A 19,345-nucleotide genomic window follows, 5' to 3' on the forward strand; every position below is an offset into this window, starting at 1 on the left:
ACGTGCCCGGCCTAATTTTACCGGTTTGACGGGAAACGCGACGAAATATGAGCAAGACGCTTTACGACAAGATCTGGGACGATCACCTGGTTGCCAACAACGAGGACGGCACCTCGCTGATTTATATCGATCGTCACCTCGTTCACGAAGTAACGAGCCCCCAGGCTTTCGAAGGCCTTCGCCTTGCCGGCCGCAAGGTCCGTGCCCCCGAGCGCACGCTCGCAGTGGTCGACCATAACGTGCCGACGACCGACCGCACCCACGGTATCGACGACCCGGAATCGAAAATCCAGGTCGATACGCTGGCGAGGAACGCGGCGGATTTCGGCGTCGAATATTATAACGAACTCGACATGCGCCAGGGCATCGTCCACATCGTGGGCCCCGAGCAGGGCTTCACGCTGCCGGGCATGACGATTGTGTGCGGGGACAGCCACACCTCGACCCACGGCGCCTTCGGCGCGCTCGCCCATGGCATCGGCACCTCCGAAGTCGAGCACGTTCTTGCGACCCAGACGCTCATTCAGTCCAAGGCCAAGAACATGCGCGTCACCGTCGACGGCAAATTGCCCGAGGGCGTGACGGCCAAGGACATCATCCTCGCCATCATCGGCGAGATCGGCACTGCCGGTGGCAACGGCCACGTCATCGAATTTGCCGGCGAGGCGATCCGCGAGCTGTCCATGGAAGGCCGCATGACGGTCTGCAACATGACCATCGAAGGCGGCGCCCGCGCGGGCCTTATCGCGCCGGACGAAAAAACCTTCCAATACGTCAAGGACCGCCCGCGCGCGCCCAAGGGCACCGCTTACGGCATGGCCCTCGACTATTGGAAGACGCTCTATTCGGACGATGGCGCGCATTTCGACAAGGAAGTGCGGCTCGATGCGGCCAACCTGCCCCCGATCGTCTCCTGGGGCTCCTCGCCCGAGGACGTCGTTTCGGTGACCGGCGTCGTGCCCGATCCCGAGGCGATCCAGGACGCCAACCGCCGCGCCTCGAAAAAGCGCGCGCTCGAATATATGGGCCTCGTGCCGGGCACCAGGATCACCGATATCGAACTCGACCGCGTGTTCCTGGGCTCGTGCACCAATGGCCGCATCGAGGACCTGCGCGCCGCCGCGGCCATCGTCAAGGGCCACAAGGTTCACGAGCGGGTCAACGCCATGGTCGTTCCCGGCTCGGGGCTGGTCAAGGCCCAGGCCGAGGCCGAGGGACTCGACAAGATCTTCATCGAGGCGGGCTTCGACTGGCGTGAACCGGGCTGCTCGATGTGCCTTGCCATGAACGCCGACAAGCTCGCGCCGGGCGAACGCTGCGCCTCGACCTCGAACCGCAATTTCGAGGGCCGCCAGGGCTTCAAGGGCCGCACGCACCTCGTCTCCCCGATCATGGCCGCCGCCGCGGCGATCCGCGGGCACTTCGTAGACATCCGCGAGTGGCCGCGCGGCTGATGGCCCAGGGCGGCAAAGACGATTTTTGGGGGCGCCGCGAGGCGCCCTCTCTCGATGATATCGAGGCCCTCGCCGCCAAAGCGCTCGAAGCTCTGCCCGAGCCTTTTCGTGCGCTCGCCGCCGAGGTTCAATGCCGCGTCGCGGAGTTTCCCGAAGATGCGGTACTCGAGGACATGGGAATCGAAAGCCCATTCGATCTGCTGGGGCTTTTCGAAGGCATCGGCATGACCGAAGACGGCGCCGCGCCCTATACCGGGCAGATGCCCAACCGCGTCTGGCTGTACCGCCGCCCGATCCTCGACTACTGGGCCGAGCACACCGATACGCTCGAGGATATCGTCACCCATGTTCTGGTGCACGAGATCGGGCACCATTTCGGGCTTTCGGACGACGATATGTACGCCATAGACGACGCGCCGGACTAGGTCCCGCCGTCCAGATCGAGCGATTGCGCCTCGCTTGAGGACATGAAGCGGTAGTCGATCTGCCGGCCCTGATCCAGATCGTCGTCGACAACGAGCACCAGATCCTGCCGGCGCAGCGCCGCCATCCACTCGCCCCATTCGGCGAGCGTGAAGCCCGGCACGGGCCGGTCCGCCCCCTCGTTGTGATCCGCGTTGAGCGCATGCTGGTCGAAAGTGAGCTGCAAGAGCGGGCTGGTCCCGCCGCCGGGCTCGGGCACCTCCATCATCACCGGTGCGCCGCCCCGCGCTTCCGTCCACTGCCGTATCGCTTCTTCGTCCCTTAAGATCCGGGCCATTTTCGCGGTTCCGTTCCTTGTTCAGATGCGTCCAAAGAACAACGCAACGGCCCGCCAAACGGTTCACCGGACGATTGACCGGGATAGGTCAGCCTTTTAGATGGTTTTAACCCATTCTTATGGACGTTTTTTCTAAGTTCGTCCGGCCTGGCTAACGACGGTTTCCTATGAGCGGTGCGCTGTTCGTCTTTTCCATCAACGTCACGCTCGCGCTTGCCATGGCCGCGGGCTTTTTTGCCGTAGCCCGCTTCGACCCCAAAAACACCGCCGCGCGCTGGATGGTGCTCGCCTTTCTGCTCGGCGGACTGAGCATCGCCTCCGAATTCGCCATCAGCGGGGGGATCTTCGTCTCGCTCGCGCGCATGACCGTGGCGCTGGCCTTCCTCGCGGCCATGCTGACCGTCGCCGTAGCGCTTTCGCGCTACTACAACACCACCCAGGACTGGCCGAGCCTGAGCGTGATCTTCGTCGCCTCGGCCATGCTTTATACGCTGACCCTGGAGATGCCGCGCAACGACCCCGTCCGCCAGGTCCTCTACCAGCTGCCCTATGCGCTCGTAAGCCTCCTGGGGCTGAGCCACGTGTGGCGCTCCAAACGCCGCGCGGCGCTCGACTGGTGCCTGATGGTCCTTCTTATGGCCTCGGCGCTGCTCTTTGCCGCCAAGTCGGTGATCGCCAACCTCGTGGGCGGCGTCGGCGCACAGGCGCAGGACTATTCGCGGACCGTTTATGCGATGATCTCGCAGTCCTCCGGCGCCATCCTCGTTCTGATGGTCGGCATGCTGATCCTCGTCATGCTCGCGCGCGAAACCGCGGCGCGCCTGATCCGCCAGTCCGAGCGCGACAGCGCGACAGGGTTCCTCAACCGCACCGGTTTCATGAACCACGGCGATGCACTTTTAAGAAAGCTCGGCAATGGCAGCGCCAGCGAAGCCGCGCTGATCCTCCTCGCTCTCGACGGAAGCTTTGAGGACGCCGCCGTCGAGACGCAGATCCGGCTCCTCGCCGGATTGCTCCACGCCATCGATCCGCCCGGCGCATGCATCGGCCGGCTCGGCCCGACCCAGTTCGCCGTCCTTTTGCCGCACGTCAATCTGCTCAGCGCCCGCCAGACCGCCGAAGGCCTCCGGCGCAAGACGGCCAAAGGCGAAAAAAACGCCCCCGCCGCGACCGCCAGTTTCGGTATCACCGAACGAGAACGCACCGATACGCTGTCGGACATGATCTTGCGCGCCGACTGGGCGCTCGAAGAGGCCCGGCACGCGGGCGGCGATTGCGTGCGTCTTTCCGCCCGCGCCGCCCTCGGCGTGGTCCGTCACGGCGCCGTCAGTTGACCGCGGTGTCCGCGAGCCGGTAGCGCTCGAGCTCCTCGCGGGTGAAATAGTAGAGCTTGTCCGGCGGGGTCTCCATGGCGTGGATCCAGAGGTCCGGATCGACCTCCATGGCAACGAGATGCCGCGTGATCCGCGCCGTCAGCGTCTGGGCATCCGACATCGCCTGCGCCGGCCCGATTTCGGCAACCGCGCGCGCCGACGCCGCATAGATCTGATGCACCCCCACCGAGGCTGCCGCATCGACCGACCGGCTCGTCCCGGCTGCAAGGATCAGCGGACACGAGGACGCACAGACCGCTCCCGCGGCAACCGAGGTGCCATAGCCGCGCTCCCGGATCGCCGCTGCGATCGCAAGCGCGTCATCGAGCGACCCGCCGGGGGAATTGAGCGCGACGGTTTCGATGTAATCCCCGCGCCGTTCGAGTTCCGCTTCGAACCGCGCCGCGGCGCCCGCCCCGATGGTGCCGGTGAGCGCGAGAACGCCTTGCGGCCCGAGCTCGATCGCAAGCGGCGCCGTGAGCACCGCTTCGGGCGTGGTGATCGTTTCGTGCGGGCGGAAAGCCGGATCGCCGGGATCGATCTCGGGACGGTCCACCGCCGGCAGCACGGGATCGGCGATATTGGCCGGATCGGCCGGCGGCGTATCGGCGCTGAGCGCCATATAATCGATCAGGAGCACCGATGCCGTGCCCAAAAGCATGGCGAAAAAGGAAAGCCGCAGGATATCCCCGTCCTCGATCGCGGCGAGCCGCGCGAGGATACCTTTGGCCATGCGTTGGGGACCGGCGGCATTCATGGGCGTTGCGGGCCGTCCCCGCGCCGGCCGCGCGCGGGCAGCGTGGTGACGGTATCGTCATCGGTAACACCGTCGTCGGCTGCCGCCTCTACCGAGTGGTCCTGCGGGTGCGAGGTCTGCTCCTCGGCCTGCGAGGCATCCTCGGCTTCCATGCTTTCGACCCCAGGCGCGGGGTCCGGCTGCGGTTGCGTCGCCAGCATCTGGTTGTGCAGCGCGACGGCGCGCATCATCTCGCCCGCCGTCATCGTCTCGGCATCCTCGCGCAACGCCGCGTCGCGCCGCATGGCGCTGTGGGCCACCGCCATGATGAGGACGAGAACGACAGGCAGCAGGTCGATCGAAATCGCGCCGGCCCAGGAGGGGACGAAGTCCTCCGCGTAGCGCAGCACGGCCTCGGCACTTGAAAGCGGCACGAAACGCCGCGGTTCGACCCGCGCTTCGCCCAATATCGCATCGGCGGCGTCCGCCAGCGCGGTCGATTGCGCGGCGACCGCGTCGCGGATATTGGCCATGGCGAGCCCCTGACGGAAGACGAGGTTTTCGCTCTGCCCGTCGGCAACAGGCGCGATGAACCCCAGTGAGAGATCTTCCGCCGCGCGGCGCACCGAAGGGGCGACCGAGGTTTCCTGCAGTGCCGCGATGACCCCGGTCAATTGTACGATCTCGGCAGCGAACCGGTCCGCGCGCGGCTGCACTTCGCCCGGCGCCGAAACGAGTTCGCGCATCGCCGAAAGGTGCTGCGACCCCGTCTCGAAAAGTGCGCTCACACGCTCCTGCGACGCGGTGATCGTGCCCGTCAGCGCCTCGAGCTGGGCCGACATCTGCGAAAGAAGCTGCACCACCGAGCCCGATCCCGACGACCCCGTCAGCGCCCCGGCCTCGCGCTCCTGCTCTGCCAGCGTCGCGAAACGCTCGGACGCGCGCTGCACATCAGGCAGCAGCGACTGCGCCGAGAGCGCGTTGGCATGCGCCGCGTCGAGATCGCCCGCGTAGTCTTCGAGCGTCACCGCCATATGCTGTTCGAGCGCCGCCGACCCCGCAAGCGCTGCCGCATTGAGCCACGAGCTCATCGCGATGATCATCACCGACCCAAGCAGCATCACCCCCGCAAGGACGATCCGCTGACCCACCTCCGTCATGAGCGGCAGGAGCCGCATCATGTAGCTCCAGAAGACATAGATCCCGACCGACACCGCGGCCGAATAGATGATCGCGGCAAAAAAGACGAAATTGGCGTCGCCGTCCAGAAGCCCGCGCACGCCGAGATAGGTATAAACGCCGCTCGCCAGCGCCAGGACCGCCAGGGCAAAACGCGTCGTGGTTTCAAGCCCGGATAGCGTCTGGCCGATCCGGAGGGCGGGAGTGAGAGTGGGCATGAGCGTCCAAACGGGTCCGAAGGGGAAAAGTTGACGGCAGCTTAACAGCGATAAACGGGCGAAATCGAGGCCTTTCATCCGCCTTGCGGGCGCGGCGTCCCGCCCGCTAACGCAAAGGTGATCGCGCCGCACGCATCGAACGGCCGCGCAGGACGTTGCGCCAAGGCGCCGGAGGGGCATTCCTGGCGCGATCAATCGAATTCGCACGGAGGGACTTCTATGACGCTTTCCAGACGCACCACGCTCCGCTTGGGCGCGACCACGCTGGCGGGGCTAGGGCTTTCGGCCGTCATGCCGCGCATCGCCTTTACGCAAAACACCATGGGGGACACATACGAAACCGACGACGGCACGCTGACCGTCTCCCCGATCTCTCACGCCTCGCTCGTCCTGACCACCCCGTCCGCTGTGATCTATGCCGATCCGGTCGGTGGCGCGGCGCTTTACGAGGGCCATCCGCCTCCCGACCTCATCCTCGTCACGCACGAGCACGGGGACCATTACGATCCGGATACGCTCAGCTCGCTGATCGGCCCGGACACGCGCATCGTCGCCAACCCGGCGGTCTTCGACATGCTCCCCGAAGCGCTCGCCGCCCAGGCCGAAGCGATCGGCAATGGCGAAAGCACGAGCTTCGGTGACATCGGTATTGATGCCATCCCCGCCTACAACACCACCGAGGACCGGCTCCAATACCACCCCCAGGGCCGGGACAACGGCTATGTGCTCACCATCGGCGACACGCGCGTCTATATCGCCGGGGACACCGAGGACATCCCCGAAATGCGGGCGCTCGAGAATATCGACATCGCCTTCGTGCCGATGAACCTCCCCTACACCATGGACGAGGCCCAGGCCGCCTCCGGCGTCGGCGCTTTCGCTCCGGCGGTCGTCTACCCCTATCACTACAGGGGCAGCGACCTCGACCTGTTCGAGGACCTTCTGGGCGGGGAGAACGTAGAAACCGAGGTGGTCAGGGGGCCATGGTACGAGGACGCGTAACCCGGGTCGCCAGCCCCTCATGTCCGCCCTCTCGCAAGGAGGATGGTAAGGGGTATCGGCGGCGCTGACGCGGGCCTATTCCTCCGGCTCGGTCGTCACCATCAGGGGGAAGCCCGCGCGTTGGCCGGCTTCTATGGCGTCTTCGGCCTTGGTTTCGGCAACCTCGCGGGTATAGACCGCGATGGTGCAAACCCCGTGGGTATGCGCGGTCATCATCCGCGCATAGGCCTCGTCTTCGGTGAGCGCGAAGACCTTCTTGAGGACCGTCACGACGAACTCACGCGGAGTGAAATCGTCATTGACCAGGATCACCTTGTGCAACCGCGGCTTTTCCGGCTTGGTGATCGTTTTTGTGCTTTTTTCGGTGGATGTGTCGCTCATTCGTCCGGCTCCATCAAAAAGCCTGCGGGGTTCCGCGTGAGACAAAACCACTATAGCGCGGCCAGACCGCACTGGCCACAGGACCGGTGCGCCACGCGATCAAATTTGGGTTTGAACCGCGCCGTAAGGCACGGGTCCGGCCGTCACCCGCCGCCTAGCCAGCTTCGGCCTGCGCGGCGCGCATGGCCCGCTTGCGGTCGTGCGGATCGAGATGGATCTTGCGCAGGCGCACCGATTGCGGGGTGACTTCGACGTATTCGTCATCCGCGATATAGCTCAGCGCCTGCTCGAGGCTCAGCCGCTTGGGCGGGGTGAGCCGTACCGCCTCGTCCTTGGACGTCGTGCGGATATTGGTCAATTGCTTGCCCTTCAAGACGTTCACCTCGAGGTCGTTCTCGCGGTTGTGCTCACCCACGATCATGCCCTCATAAACGTCGACCCCGGCCTCGATCAGCATCGGCCCGCGATCTTCGAGGTTGAAAAGCGCATAGGCGACCGAACTGCCCGTGCCGTTGGAAATCAGAACGCCCGTGCGGCGCGTGGGCAGCGGACCCTTGAAGGGCGCATATTCGTGGAACACGCGGTTGAAGACCGCCGTGCCGCGCGTGTCGGACAGGAGCTCGGCCTGATAGCCGATCAATCCGCGCGTGGGCACGTGCAGCCGCACGCGGGTACGCCCGGTGCCCGAGGGGCGCATCTCGACGAGATCGCCGCGCCGCTCGGTGAGCTTTTGCACCACCGTCGAAGCGTATTCGTCGTCCACGTCGATGATGACTTCCTCGATCGGCTCGAGCTTCTGCCCGTTCTCCTCACGGAACAAGACCTTGGGACGCCCGAGGCACAATTCGAACCCCTCGCGGCGCATGGTTTCGATGAGCACGCCGAGCTGCAATTCGCCCCGGCCCGCGACGTCGAAGGAATCGTTGTCGTCGCCCGGCGTGATCCGGATCGCGATATTGCCCTCGGCCTCGCGCATCAGACGCTCGCGGATGACGCGCGACTGCACCTTGTCGCCTTCCCGGCCCGCCAGCGGACCGTCATTGATGCGGAAGGTGACCGAGATCGTCGGCGGATCGATGGGCTTGGCCTCGAGCGGCTCGGTGACCGAGGGAACGGCGATGGTGTTGGCCACGGTGGCGGTTTCGAGCCCGGCCAGCGCGACGATGTCGCCCGCGGTGCCCTCTTCGATGGGCTCGCGTTCAAGCCCGCGGAAACCCAGGACCTTGGAGATACGGCCCTTTTCGACGGTCTTGCCATCGCGGCCGAGCGCGTGGACGGAATCGCCGGGCTTGACCGAGCCCGAAACGATGCGGCCGGTCAGGATACGCCCGAGGAACGGATTGCGCTCGATTGTGGTCACCAGCATGCGGAACGGCCCGTCTTCGACCCGGGGTTCGGAGAAATGCTCGACGACCTTGTCGAGGAGCGGCCCGACGGTATCCCTGGGGCCCTGCGGCTCCTCGGCCATCCAGCCCTGCTTGGCCGAGCCGTAGAGCACCGGGAAGTCGAGCTGTTCGGGACTGGCGTCGAGCGAAACGAAGAGATCGAAAATCTCGTCGAGAACCTCGTTGTGCCGCTCTTCGGGCTTGTCGATCTTGTTGATGGCAACGATGGGCCGGAGCCCCAGCGCCAAGGCCTTCGAAAGCACGAACTTGGTCTGCGGCATCGGGCCTTCGGCGGCATCGACGAGGATCACCGCGCCATCCACCATCGACAGGATGCGCTCGACCTCGCCGCCGAAATCGGCGTGACCCGGCGTATCGACGATGTTGATGCGCGTGTCCTTCCAGTTGAGCGAGGTCACCTTGGCGAGGATGGTGATGCCGCGCTCCTTTTCGAGGTCGTTGCTGTCCATCACGCGTTCGTCGACGCGCTGGTTGTCCCGGAAGGTGCCGGACTGGCGCAGGAGGACGTCGATAAGCGTGGTCTTGCCATGGTCGACGTGGGCGATGATCGCGATATTGCGCAGGGTCATGAATGGGCCGCTAGCGTTGTGGCGCACCCAAAGCGGAACCCCTCTCGTGGGATGGACCAACGGGGGCGTTTGGCGTGCGCCGATGATTTCGGAATTGGGCGTTGCGCCAGCCCATACCCCAGCACGGCCGCGCGGACAAGGAAAAACGGCGCATTCGAGCCATGCGCGGGGCGCCGGAGCCGTTTCGTCCGGCGCCCCGAAGGGCTATTTCAGCGATCGCGGCTTGTCTTCGGCCTGCCAGAGCCCCAGGCCAAAGCCATCCGGGTCCAGAAAATCGGCGCTCCAGCCGCCGGGCGCTTCCTCGACCGGGGTGACGATGGTGACACCCTTTTCCGAGAGCGCGGCGACGATGTCGTCGATCCCGCCCTCGGTGATGTCGAAGATAAGCGCCGGGGTGTTGCCGCGCTTGCCTTCCATTTCGAAAAAGATGATCTCGAGCCCCTGGTCGAGCGATCCCGAGAGCCAGAAAGGCTCGGCGCCCTCCTGCCGGACGAGGCCCAGGCCCAGCACGTCGTTGTAGAAGGTTTCCGTGCGCTTGATGTCGGCGACGTAATAAACGACCGAAGCGCGGTGGGGTTTGGGTAGCATCTCGATTGCCTCCTTGGCGTTTGCTTACAACCCTTGTTGCCGCGCTTGGGGGTTTTGTGAGCGGCGGATGACGAAAAAATGCCCGTCCGGGTCGTGGGTCGCAAAGGTCCCCCCACGGCGCAGATAGGAGGCGAGGCCCTCCCGGATCTGCCCGTATGCCAGATCGAGACTGAGCCCGGGCAGTCCCTCGGGCATTGCGACCCCGCGCCCGGCCAGCACCTTTTTGAGCGCCACCACGCGCTGGCGCAGCGCCGCGTCGGAGATTTCGAGCAGATAGGCGATCTCGCGCCGGCTGTGCCCCGATAGCGCCAGAGCCGCAACGACGCGCAGGGATCGCGGCAGATCGCACAAAAGCGCGGCCAGCTGTTCACCGTTCCTGGCGGCTTCTGGCTCCTGCCCGTCCTGCCATTGCGCCTCGCGCTGCTGTCGGCGGGCGGCACTGCGCGCGTCGAACGCGGCACGCTTGCGAACAGCACCGGCCATCCAGCGCCGGTTGGCGGGCGATGCGATATCCCCGCGCCCGGCGCGGATCGCCGCGAGAATCACCTCCTGGACGATGTCCTCGGCCTCCTCGACCCGCCGCGCATAGCGCCGGGCGGTGCCCAAAAGGGTGCGGTAGTGACGCGATTGGTCCATGGATGGGGGCCGCCCCACGTTAGCGTTGAGCAGACTCTAGCGTCCGCGCGCAGGCTTGTCGAAGGGCAAGCGCCCAACGAAAAGCCCGGTCGCCCGGGCTTTCCTGTCGGTCGCGGCTTTTTAGGCGCCGGTTCTGAGCTTGCGCGCGCCATAGGTCTTCAAGCGCAGCCCGTTGAGCTTGATGAAGCCCTCGGCGTCGTGGTGATCGTAGGTGCCGGTGCCTTCCTCGAAGGTGACGAGGTCTTCCGAATAAAGCGAATAGGGCGAGGAGCGCCCCACGACCTGCACCGAGCCCTTGTAGAGCTTGACCGTCACCTCACCGGTGACGAACTCCTGGCTCTTGTCGATCAGGGCCTGCAGCATCTCGCGCTCGGGCGCGTACCAGAACCCGTTATAGATGAGTTCGGCATAGCGCGGCATGATCTCGTCTTTAAGATGCGCCGCGCCGCGGTCGAGCGTGATCGATTCGATCCCCCGATGCGCCGCCAGGAGGATCGTGCCGCCCGGCGTCTCGTAAATGCCGCGGCTTTTCATGCCCACGAAACGGTTCTCGACCAGGTCGAGCCGCCCGACGCCGTGCTTGCCGCCAAGTTCATTGAGCTTTTCAAGGAAGGCCGCCGGGGAGAGCGTTTCGCCATTGACCGAAACCCCGTCGCCCTTTTCGAACCCGATGGTGACCGTTTCGGGCGTATCGGGCGCCTTCTCGGGATCGACAGTGCGCTGGTAGACGTAGTCCGGCGCTTCCTGCGCAGGATCCTCGAGCACCTTGCCCTCGGACGAGGTGTGCAGAAGGTTCGCATCGACCGAGAACGGCGCCTCGCCGCGCTTGTCCTTGGGCACCGGGATCTGGTTGAGCTCGGCGTATTCGATGAGCTTGGTGCGGCTTTGAAGGTCCCATTCGCGCCAGGGCGCGATGACGCGGATCGAGGGGTTGAGCGCATAGGCGCAGAGTTCGAACCGCACCTGATCGTTGCCCTTGCCCGTCGCGCCATGCGCGATGGCGTCCGCACCGGTCTTCTCGGCGATCTCGACCATGCGCTTGGCGATCAGCGGCCGGGCGATGGAGGTGCCCAGGAGATAAACGCCTTCATAGACCGCGTTGGCGCGGAACATGGGGAAGACGAAATCGCGCACGAACTCCTCGCGCAGATCCTCGATATAGATCTCCTTGATACCCACGAGTTCGGCCTTGCGGCGCGCCTCTTCGAGCTCGTCGCCCTGGCCGAGGTCGGCTGTGAAGGTAACGACCTCGCAATCATAGGTATTGCGCAGCCATTTGAGGATGACCGAGGTATCGAGGCCGCCCGAATAGCCCAGCACGACCTTTTTGATGTCTTTGCCCATTGTGTACGCTTTTCTTTCCTTGGACAGCGTCCGCGATTGATGCGGGGCGACACTAAGCAGATCGCGCGCGCGCTGGCAACTCGGCGCCGCAAAAGCGTCATTTTCAGGTGGACGGTGGCGCGATTTCGATCAACATAGCAGCGCCGCACCCAGGAGACTTCCACCATGCCGGACTTCTTGCCCGATCTGACGATCATTCTCGCCTTTGGCCTCGCGGCCATCGTGCTCGCGATCACACCGGGCCCGGACATGGCGCTGTTCATTTCGCGCACTGTCAATTACGGGACCCGGCACGGCTTTGCGACAGTCCTCGGCGCGCTGACCGGCATTGCGGTCCACACCATGCTTGTGGCGTTCGGCATCTCGATCCTGATCCTCACCGCCCCCGCCGCCTTTATGGCGCTCAAGATCGCCGGCGCCGGCTATCTCATCTGGCTCGCCATCCAGGCGGTCCGCTCGGGCGCCGGCCTGCGGCTTTCCAAGCCGGGAGCGAAAGTGCCCACGCTCAAATCGAGCTACCTGACCGGGCTCGGGATCAACCTCACCAACCCCAAGATCGCGCTCTTTTTCGTAACCTTCCTGCCCCAATTTGTCTCCCCCGGAGACCCCGCGGCCAGCGCCAAGCTCGTCTTTTTCGGCCTCGAATTCGTCATCGTCTCGCTGCCCATCGTCATCGCCATCGTATTCGGCGCGCGCTGGCTCACCGAAACGCTGATGAAGAGCGAGGCGGTGCAAAAGGCCCTCAACTGGAGCTTCGCCGCAGTATTCGCCGGCTTTGCGGCGACCATCCTCACCGCCCAGGCCCGCCACTGACCCGCAGGGAACCGCGCCGCGCTTCGACCGTTGCTCTGGCGTAGGCAAACCTGTTTCAGAGGCACATTTTCATGTCGTTTGGCGATTTCATCCGCATTGTATTCTCGGTCCTCATTCCGCCGCTGGGCGTCTTTCTCCAGGTCGGTTTCGGACTGCACTTCTGGCTCAACATTCTCCTCACGCTTCTGGGCTATATCCCCGGGCTGATCCATGCGATCTGGATCATCGCAAAGAAGGGCTAGCGGTCGTCCGAAAGGTCGAAGTCGTACAACGCCATGATTTCCTCACGTCCGCCAAGGCTGCGATAGAGCGCCCGCGCGGGGTGGTTGTCGGTTTCGGTGCCAAGCCACGCATAGCGGGCGCCGCCGGCCTTTGCCGCATCGATCAGCGCCGAAAGCACCGCTTTACCGATCCCCCGCCGCTGATGGCTTTCTGCAACGCCAACCTCGTTGATGAAGAACTCACGCGGCTTGTCGGGGTGTATGTAGAAAAGCCCCGACGCCATGCCCACGACGGCACCGTCCTCCACCGCGAGGACGATGAGGTAATCCCGATTGGCGAGATAGGCCCGCGCAAGTTCGGGATCGATCGGGTTGTCGAAAACGTCGGGTCCCGCGCTCAGAAGGAGCGGCAGGTCGTCCTGCCCCAGAAGTCTGATCTCGACACTCACCGGCCCGTCCCTAACCTGCGCGCCGCGCGCTCTTTGCCGCCCGGCGCTTCCGCGTCATCCGGGTCGGCGCGTGAAACCCCGGCGGCTTGGTTTTGACCCACGCGATGAATTTCGCGATCTCTGGATCGGCCCTCAAGGCCCCGATATCTGAAAGCCGCCGCGCGATCTCCGCCTCCGAAAACCGGGCGTGAATGGCGGAGTGGCAAATCTGGTGCAGGCGCACCGTGCCCATGCGCGCGCCGCCCTTCAACCGCGGCGTCAGGTGGTGCCGGCTCGATTTGGCCTCGGACGGAATGGGCCGCCCACACAGGGGACAAACCTGGTCTTCACGCCTCTCTTCTTCGGCTTCGATGAGGGCCGTGGCCCGTTCGATTTTCTTTGCCGAAGGCCGGGCCATCTAAAGCATGAACGCGTCGCGGTCTTTTTTCTTGAGCCGCTCGGTTTCGCTTTTCAGCTGCCCGCAGGCCGCAAGAATGTCCCGCCCCCGCGGCGTGCGCACCGGCGACGCATAGCCCGCGCGGTTGACGATGTCGGCGAAGCTCTCGATCCGGTCCCAGTCCGAGCACTGGTAATTCGACCCCGGCCAGGGGTTGAACGGGATGAGGTTGATCTTGGCGGGGATTTTCGCCAAGAGCCGCACCAGTTCCTTGGCGTCGGCGTCGCTGTCGTTGATGTCCTTGAGCATCACATATTCGAAGGTGATGCGCTTGGCGTTCGAGACGCCCGGATAGGTCCGGCAGGCTTCCAGCAGCTCTTCGAGCGGCCATTTCTTGTTGATCGGCACGAGCACATCGCGCAGATCGTCGCGCACAGCATGGAGCGAAATCGCGAGCATCACCCCGATCTCGTCGCCCGTCGGCGCGATCTTGGGCACCACCCCGGACGTCGAGAGCGTGATCCTGCGCTTGGAGATCGAAAGCCCCGCCCCGTCCGAAGCGATCAGCAAGGCCTTCTTGACGTTGTCGTAATTATAGAGCGGCTCGCCCATCCCCATCATGACGATATTGGTGATCGCGCGGGTTTCCCCCGCCGGCACCAGCCCGTCTGTGGGTCTGACCCCGCCGGGGAAATCCCCAAGCCTTTCGCGCGCCATCATCACCTGGGCGAGGATTTCTCCCGCCGTCAGATTACGCACGAGCTTCTGCGTGCCGGTATGGCAGAACGAGCAGGTGAGCGTGCACCCCACCTGCGAGGAGACGCACAGCGTGCCACGGTCGGATTCCGGGATATAGACGGTTTCGACCTCGACCGGCGGCATATTGGGATGCGCGGGGTCGCGGAACCGGAAGAGCCATTTCCGCGTGCCGTCGTTGGACACCTGTTCCGAGACGATCTCGGGCCGCGTGAGGTCGAAAACGTCCCTCAACTCGGCGCGCAGACCCTTGGAGATATTCGCCATGCGGTCGAAATCGGCGGCGCCGTTGACATAGACCCAGTTCCAGAGCTGGCTGGCACGCATGCGCTGGTCGCGCTCGGAAAGCCCCATTTCGCCGAGTTTGCCCGCGATCTCGGCCTTCGAAAGCCCGACAAGCGGCATCCGCCCGCTCGGTGCGGGACGGGGCGCGGAGGAATGATCGATGTCTAGCGCAAGGCTCATCGTGCCTCTCGCTCCGGGTCTGGTTTTGGGAATTGGACAGTGCGCGCCGCTTACGCCAGCGTCAAGCGCGGCGCTTCCATAGCACAGGGACGCGCCCGCGCAAAGCCGCTAACACGCGTTGTCGATCTCCCGCGAGGCTGCGGTCGCGCCCGAGAGCGAGAAGGTCTGGGTGACCTTGATGCCCCTCAGGCTCGTGCCCTCGACGGTCATGGTCGATCCCGCGCGGATCGCCGCGGTGGCCGCCTGGGTTTGCGACGGGTCCGCCAGCCAGGCCGCATCCGCCTGCGTGAACATGGGAAATTCCTGCCCGCCAACCCGCATCACCGCCTGGCTGTCGGGCGCAAAATCATACCCCGCCACGAGGTTGATCTCCGAGCGGATCCCTGCGCTGGGCCGGTGGGTGATGTAGAAATAGCCCTCGGTGTACCCCTCGGGCGTCGGCTCGGTCGACGACGGCCTGGCGAGAATGAAACAGATCTGCCCCGCGCTTTCGGTGGTCGCATAGGCCGACCACGCATTGTGATCGCCCAGAACCCGCACCGACTGCGCGGCTGCGCCAAGAGGCGCCATCCCGGCGCAGACCATCACCGTAAGGAGCAAGAGCACGCGCCGCATCGACATGGTTCACCCAGTGTTCGAAATCAAAAACAAAGGCCGGAAAAAGCGTCCGACCTTTGCCAAACTCTTCGGGCCAAGGCAAGCCGACAGCCTATCGCGGGCACTCCTCGGCGGCACGGTTGAGCGCCGCGGTGATCCCGACGAGCGAATAGGTGTCAACCGTATTGGTGCCGCGCTGCGATGTCGCACGCACGATCAGCGTTGCCCCGGCCTTCATCGCTTCGACGAAACCCGGCTCGTCCTCGATCGAGGCCAGCCAAGCCGATTCGCCCTGGGTCACCATCGGATAGGACCGCCCGTCGACGCTTGCCGACGCGTTGGGATTGGTCTCGTGGATGGGATACCCCACGATGGTCGCGACCTCGTTGCGGTTCGTGGGCCTGATGGTCACGAGAAAATGAATGGGGCCCCGGTTCACATTGGTGGGCTCGCTGGACTGCGGGGTCGCCGAAACGTAGCAGATCTTGCCGCTGTCGTCGCTGTCGGTCCACGCCGTCCAATAGTCGAACACACCCAGGCTTTCCGCCCCCAACGCACCGCCGGCATAAAGGCCGACACTCGTGGCGGCAAGCGCCCCAGCCAAAATACGGCCCAATGAACGGCCGATCCTTGACGTCATCGCCAAACCCTTCCTTCTACTCGATACGAAACAATGTCTTTTGCCGGTGCGAGAGTGTGCACCGTTATGGTTACCAAGGAGCAAAGAAACGCCCAGGCCCGACCCGATTTGCGATAAAGGGAAATAAATTTGGCACCAATTGGGCTTAACTCCCGCTCACCTCGATGCAAGTAAGCCCCCGACGCTGAACACGGGCTGAACGCACACTCACGTCGCGGTGAAAGCGCTACGCGGCCAGCGGATAATCCTGCTCGACGACATAAGGCCCGCCCCCAACCGACTCCTTGCTTGAAAACAGGACGAAATGTTCGACCGTGAAGCTCAGGGGCGGGAACCGGCCAGTCTGCGAGAGGTGATGGGCGAGGTCTTCGGGCTGGGTATCCTTGAGACGCGCAAGCGTCACATGCGGCACGAACTTGCGCCCGTCCGGCACCAGACCCACCCTTTGCAGCATCCGCTCGTGGCTCGCCTGCAGGCGATTGAGCGCCTCGCTCGGCGCCAGCCCCGCATAAAGCGCGCGCGGCTTGTTGCCGCCGAAAACGCCCAGATGATCGATCGTGAGCGCAAAGGGTTCGGCATAGGCGAACCGCGCCAGGATGTCGTCCACCTCATCGGCGGTCCGGTGATCGACGTCGCCGATGTAGCGCAGGGTGATATGGTAGTTGGCCGGATCGATCCAGCGGGCCCCGGGGACCCCGCCGCGCTTCAAAGAAAGCGAAAAACCGATGTCGGAAGGAATTTCGAGGCCGGTAAAAAGCCTGGGCATGACGCACCCCCGTTTGGCTGTGGCACCGCCCCGTAACCCAGGCGATGCCGGACTGACCGGGCCGTCTGCCGGCCCGCGCAAGCGGACCCGCAGACGCCTTCCGAATCAAAACGTAACACAGCTTTAGCCTTTCGGCGTGTCAAAACGCTGAACACGCGTGCGGCGGCCCGCTTTCGCTTGTAATTTCAGCCCCTCGTCTCCATATTACCACCCAACCGGTGCGCATTGTCGGCACCTGGACGCTACATTTTCATGAGGATGGAACGAAAAATGGCAGAATACGACCGTCAGACCGTCAACGCCGGTCGCGTAGGCACGGCCGCCGCCATAGACGAGGGCCTGCGCGCACACATGCTGCGCGTCTACAACTACATGGGCATCGGTCTTGTGGTGACCGGCGTGCTCGCCTTCTTTGCAAGCCAGATGGCCGTGACCGCCGACCCTTCGGCCGCCGCCGCGCAGCTTCAGGACGGCACTCTTCTCACCCAGTGGGGCGTGCTCCTTTATACAACGCCGCTGATGTGGGTCGTCGCGCTCTCCCCGCTCGCTTTCGTGCTGGTCCTGAGCTTCGGCATCAACAAACTCTCCTTCTCCGCCGCCCAGATGGTTTACTGGGGTTTCGCCGCGGTGATGGGCCTGTCGCTCTCTTCGATCTTCCTGGTCTATACCGACGCCTCGATCGCCAAGGTGTTCTTCATCACCGCCGCAATGTTCGGCTCGATGAGCCTTTACGGCTACACCACCAAGCGCGACCTGACGGGCATGGGCTCCTTCCTGATGATGGGCCTGATCGGCCTCGTCATCGCCATGGTGGTGAACATGTTCCTTCAGAGCGGCATGCTCGACTTCGCGATTTCCGCGATCGGCGTGCTGATCTTCGTGGGTCTCACCGCCTACGACACCCAGAAGATCAAGGAAGCCTATGTCGAGGGCATGGGCCACGAAAGCCTCGGCAAGCTCGCCATCATGGGCGCGCTGTCGCTGTACCTCGACTTCATCAACCTCTTCCTGATGCTGCTGCGCCTGTTCGGCAACCGCGAATAACGCAAGCAGATCAGACAGCGAAAACAAAAAGGCCGCGGAGGATATCCGCGGCCTTTTTGCTTGTCCCCGATGCCGCCGTCCGGTCACCGCACGACGTAAAGATGCGGATCGAGCACCTTCAAGACATTGGCAAGGTCGTGCCCGCGCTTCAAAACCCGCCCGTCGGTGCCAAAGACCATGTACTGGCCCTGCTTGCGCGCCAGTTTGGGGTTCTTTTCCACCACATAGAGCGGACGCTCGGAGGCGCGCTGATAGATCGAAAACAGCGCCCGCTCGCGCAGCATGTCGAGCGCGTAATCCCGCCACTCTCCTGCGGAAACCTTCTTGCCGTAAACGTTGAGAATGAGCGCCAGTTCGCGCCGGTCGAAACTCACGACACCCGTGCCCCGGCCGGGGTGTCCGGTCTTTGTGCCATCGTATCCGGCAAGACCGCCTGCACTCACAAATTCGTTCAAGCCCGTGCCCCTCGTCGTCATGGCAATGTCACGAACCATGATTGCCGCGTTCGCCCCCAAGTGCAACCCCGCGCTTGGCACTGGTCCATTCGGCCAGAAATCTCCGCTAAAACTTCGAAATTGAGCCACAATCTGTCCGCGCTCGCGCCCCATTGCGCATTTAGCGTTGCATTATTGCCTCCAGTGGCCGGCCACCAGGTTCACCGAGCCCCCAAACCTTGACCCTGGTCGGTCGGCCCCCCTCTTCCCCCTGAGGGAACCTGATTTCAGGAAGCATGACCTCCAATTGCCAAAGACCCTTCGCCCCCGCGCCGGGCGGAGGGTTTTTCATATCCTCTGGCGGGATCGTGGCTGCTCAGATCTCGAATGCCGCCGCGCCGATCACGGCGCCCGGCAGGTCCCCGTTCTTTTCCTGGATAAGGATCGCCGCGCCGTCATTTTCGGTGCCCAGCGCTTCGGCGCACGGAATGTTGATTTCCATGCCCGTCTCGCGCGACCACATCCCGATCGGCTGGCGGCCGGTGACGATATGGGAATAGCTGAGCGCGCGGCCCGAATTCTCGCCGCGTTCGACGTCGACGGTCGCGCCGGACTTGTAGGTGACGAGCCAGACGATGGCCTCGCCGCCCGCCGCGTTCGGCCCCGCCGAGGCGGTAACGACGCCCTCGCCGGTCATCTCGAGATCGATCGCGACCGGAAGCTGCGATTGACCAACGAGGTTCAGCACCTCGTCCTCATGGCTCCCCGGCAGCCCATGGGCGCCGTTGACCACCATTTGCGGCGTATAGACGCGATTTTTGCCCCAGCTCAGGGCATAGGCGCGCTGCAGTTCGGTATGGGCCGGGCTGGCGAAGGTATCCTCCCAGCCGATATAGTCCCAGTAGTCGACATGGTAGGCGAGCACGACGACGTCCTCGCGCTCCCCCAGCCGCGCCAGCAGGGCATCGGCGGGCGGGCATGACGAGCAGCCCTGGCTGGTAAAAAGTTCGACGACCGCGACCGGCGCCGACCGCAATTCCATCCCCGCCGCCATCGGCGCGGCAAAGGCGGTCCATAACGCTGCGACAAGCGTGAGAATGGGGCGGGGCGCGATCATGGGCAATGTTCTAAGCAATGG

23 protein-coding genes are annotated in these 19,345 nt (G+C 64.3%); 7 read left to right on the forward strand and 16 right to left on the reverse strand.

The window, feature by feature from the left end:
• Positions 1–47 precede the first annotated feature (47 nt).
• Positions 48–1,454 (forward strand): 3-isopropylmalate dehydratase large subunit, encoded by a 1,407-nt coding sequence (leuC, locus tag LSG43_RS00435; RefSeq protein WP_231800326.1) that lies wholly within the window; start codon positions 48–50, stop codon positions 1,452–1,454.
• A complete protein-coding gene (locus LSG43_RS00440) occupies positions 1,454–1,879 on the forward strand; it encodes a metallopeptidase family protein (RefSeq protein ID WP_231802743.1) in 426 nt (141 codons plus the stop codon). Before leuC ends, LSG43_RS00440 begins: the two co-directional genes overlap by 1 nt.
• On the opposite strand, the gene LSG43_RS00445 is transcribed toward LSG43_RS00440, so the two are convergent.
• Positions 1,876–2,214, reverse strand: a complete 339-nt coding sequence (locus LSG43_RS00445; RefSeq protein WP_231800327.1) for a hypothetical protein — start codon at positions 2,212–2,214, stop codon at positions 1,876–1,878. The genes LSG43_RS00440 and LSG43_RS00445 overlap by 4 nt on opposite strands.
• 167 nt (positions 2,215–2,381) lie before the next feature.
• On the opposite strand from LSG43_RS00445, the gene LSG43_RS00450 reads away from it, so the two are divergent.
• Entirely contained in the window at positions 2,382–3,548 is a 1,167-nt protein-coding gene (locus LSG43_RS00450; protein ID WP_231800328.1) for a GGDEF domain-containing protein, read from the forward strand.
• Here LSG43_RS00450 and LSG43_RS00455 read toward each other — a convergent pair.
• Both LSG43_RS00455 and LSG43_RS00460 read right to left on the reverse strand, forming a co-directional pair.
• Entirely contained in the window at positions 3,541–4,320 is a 780-nt protein-coding gene (locus LSG43_RS00455; RefSeq protein ID WP_231800329.1) for a COG3904 family protein, read from the reverse strand. The two genes, LSG43_RS00450 and LSG43_RS00455, sit on opposite strands and share 8 nt — an antisense overlap.
• A 20-nt stretch (positions 4,321–4,340) precedes the next feature.
• The gene (locus tag LSG43_RS00460; RefSeq protein WP_231800330.1) at positions 4,341–5,720 is read right to left on the reverse strand and encodes a hypothetical protein; all 1,380 of its coding nucleotides are present in this window, start codon (positions 5,718–5,720) and stop codon (positions 4,341–4,343) included.
• A gap of 219 nt (positions 5,721–5,939) precedes the next feature.
• On the opposite strand from LSG43_RS00460, the gene LSG43_RS00465 reads away from it, so the two are divergent.
• On the forward strand, positions 5,940–6,722 hold the full coding sequence (locus LSG43_RS00465; RefSeq protein ID WP_231800331.1) for an MBL fold metallo-hydrolase: 783 nt from the start codon (positions 5,940–5,942) through the stop codon (positions 6,720–6,722).
• A gap of 75 nt (positions 6,723–6,797) precedes the next feature.
• Here LSG43_RS00465 and LSG43_RS00470 read toward each other — a convergent pair whose 3' ends face one another.
• From LSG43_RS00470 to LSG43_RS00490, 5 genes are all read right to left on the reverse strand, one after another.
• Entirely contained in the window at positions 6,798–7,103 is a 306-nt protein-coding gene (locus tag LSG43_RS00470; protein ID WP_231800332.1) for an ATP-dependent Clp protease adaptor ClpS, read from the reverse strand.
• Positions 7,104–7,257: 154 nt separating this feature from the next.
• On the reverse strand, positions 7,258–9,078 hold the full coding sequence (gene typA / locus LSG43_RS00475; protein WP_231800333.1) for a translational GTPase TypA: 1,821 nt from the start codon (positions 9,076–9,078) through the stop codon (positions 7,258–7,260).
• A 204-nt stretch (positions 9,079–9,282) separates the two neighbouring features.
• On the reverse strand, positions 9,283–9,666 hold the full coding sequence (locus LSG43_RS00480; RefSeq protein ID WP_231800334.1) for a VOC family protein: 384 nt from the start codon (positions 9,664–9,666) through the stop codon (positions 9,283–9,285).
• A 24-nt stretch (positions 9,667–9,690) separates the two neighbouring features.
• A complete protein-coding gene (locus LSG43_RS00485) occupies positions 9,691–10,302 on the reverse strand; it encodes an RNA polymerase sigma factor (RefSeq protein ID WP_231800335.1) in 612 nt (203 codons plus the stop codon).
• 120 nt (positions 10,303–10,422) lie between these two features.
• The gene (locus LSG43_RS00490) at positions 10,423–11,646 is read right to left on the reverse strand and encodes an argininosuccinate synthase (protein ID WP_231800336.1); all 1,224 of its coding nucleotides are present in this window, start codon (positions 11,644–11,646) and stop codon (positions 10,423–10,425) included.
• Positions 11,647–11,811: 165 nt separating this feature from the next.
• Between LSG43_RS00490 and LSG43_RS00495 the strand changes: the two genes are divergently transcribed.
• On the forward strand, positions 11,812–12,459 hold the full coding sequence (locus tag LSG43_RS00495; RefSeq protein WP_231800337.1) for a LysE family translocator: 648 nt from the start codon (positions 11,812–11,814) through the stop codon (positions 12,457–12,459).
• A 71-nt stretch (positions 12,460–12,530) separates the two neighbouring features.
• Positions 12,531–12,701, forward strand: coding sequence for a YqaE/Pmp3 family membrane protein (locus tag LSG43_RS00500; protein WP_231800338.1), 171 nt, complete (start codon positions 12,531–12,533; stop codon positions 12,699–12,701).
• Here the strand turns inward: LSG43_RS00500 and LSG43_RS00505 are convergent.
• The 6 genes from LSG43_RS00505 to thpR all read right to left on the reverse strand — a co-directional run bounded on the left by LSG43_RS00505 (position 12,698) and on the right by thpR (position 16,729).
• Positions 12,698–13,129, reverse strand: coding sequence for a GNAT family N-acetyltransferase (locus LSG43_RS00505; protein ID WP_231800339.1), 432 nt, complete (start codon positions 13,127–13,129; stop codon positions 12,698–12,700). The genes LSG43_RS00500 and LSG43_RS00505 overlap by 4 nt on opposite strands.
• Before the next feature lie 10 nt (positions 13,130–13,139).
• Positions 13,140–13,526 carry a restriction endonuclease gene (locus tag LSG43_RS00510; protein ID WP_231800340.1) on the reverse strand — a complete coding sequence of 129 codons (387 nt, stop codon included), beginning with the start codon at positions 13,524–13,526 and terminating at the stop codon, positions 13,140–13,142.
• Entirely contained in the window at positions 13,527–14,726 is a 1,200-nt protein-coding gene (gene rlmN, locus LSG43_RS00515) for a dual-specificity RNA methyltransferase RlmN (RefSeq protein ID WP_439651984.1), read from the reverse strand.
• A gap of 108 nt (positions 14,727–14,834) precedes the next feature.
• Positions 14,835–15,347: an invasion associated locus B family protein gene (locus tag LSG43_RS00520; protein ID WP_231800341.1), complete on the reverse strand. Its 513-nt coding sequence runs from the start codon at positions 15,345–15,347 to the stop codon at positions 14,835–14,837.
• An 88-nt stretch (positions 15,348–15,435) separates the two neighbouring features.
• Complete coding sequence (locus tag LSG43_RS00525) at positions 15,436–15,963, reverse strand: invasion associated locus B family protein (RefSeq protein WP_231800342.1); 528 nt, start codon at positions 15,961–15,963, stop codon at positions 15,436–15,438.
• 226 nt (positions 15,964–16,189) lie between these two features.
• Positions 16,190–16,729, reverse strand: coding sequence for an RNA 2',3'-cyclic phosphodiesterase (thpR, locus tag LSG43_RS00530; RefSeq protein WP_231800343.1), 540 nt, complete (start codon positions 16,727–16,729; stop codon positions 16,190–16,192).
• 270 nt (positions 16,730–16,999) lie between these two features.
• Between thpR and LSG43_RS00535 the strand changes: the two genes are divergently transcribed.
• Positions 17,000–17,773, forward strand: a complete 774-nt coding sequence (locus tag LSG43_RS00535) for a Bax inhibitor-1/YccA family protein (protein ID WP_231800344.1) — start codon at positions 17,000–17,002, stop codon at positions 17,771–17,773.
• 83 nt (positions 17,774–17,856) lie between these two features.
• On the opposite strand, the gene LSG43_RS00540 is transcribed toward LSG43_RS00535, so the two are convergent.
• A complete protein-coding gene (locus LSG43_RS00540) occupies positions 17,857–18,267 on the reverse strand; it encodes a DUF2794 domain-containing protein (RefSeq protein ID WP_231800345.1) in 411 nt (136 codons plus the stop codon).
• Between the two features lie 316 nt (positions 18,268–18,583).
• A complete protein-coding gene (locus LSG43_RS00545; RefSeq protein ID WP_231800346.1) occupies positions 18,584–19,324 on the reverse strand; it encodes a DUF1223 domain-containing protein in 741 nt (246 codons plus the stop codon).
• Positions 19,325–19,345: the final 21 nt, after the last annotated feature.

The sequence above is a fragment of the Pelagibacterium xiamenense genome, from assembly GCF_021166475.1.
GTDB lineage: Bacteria > Pseudomonadota > Alphaproteobacteria > Rhizobiales > Devosiaceae > Pelagibacterium > Pelagibacterium xiamenense.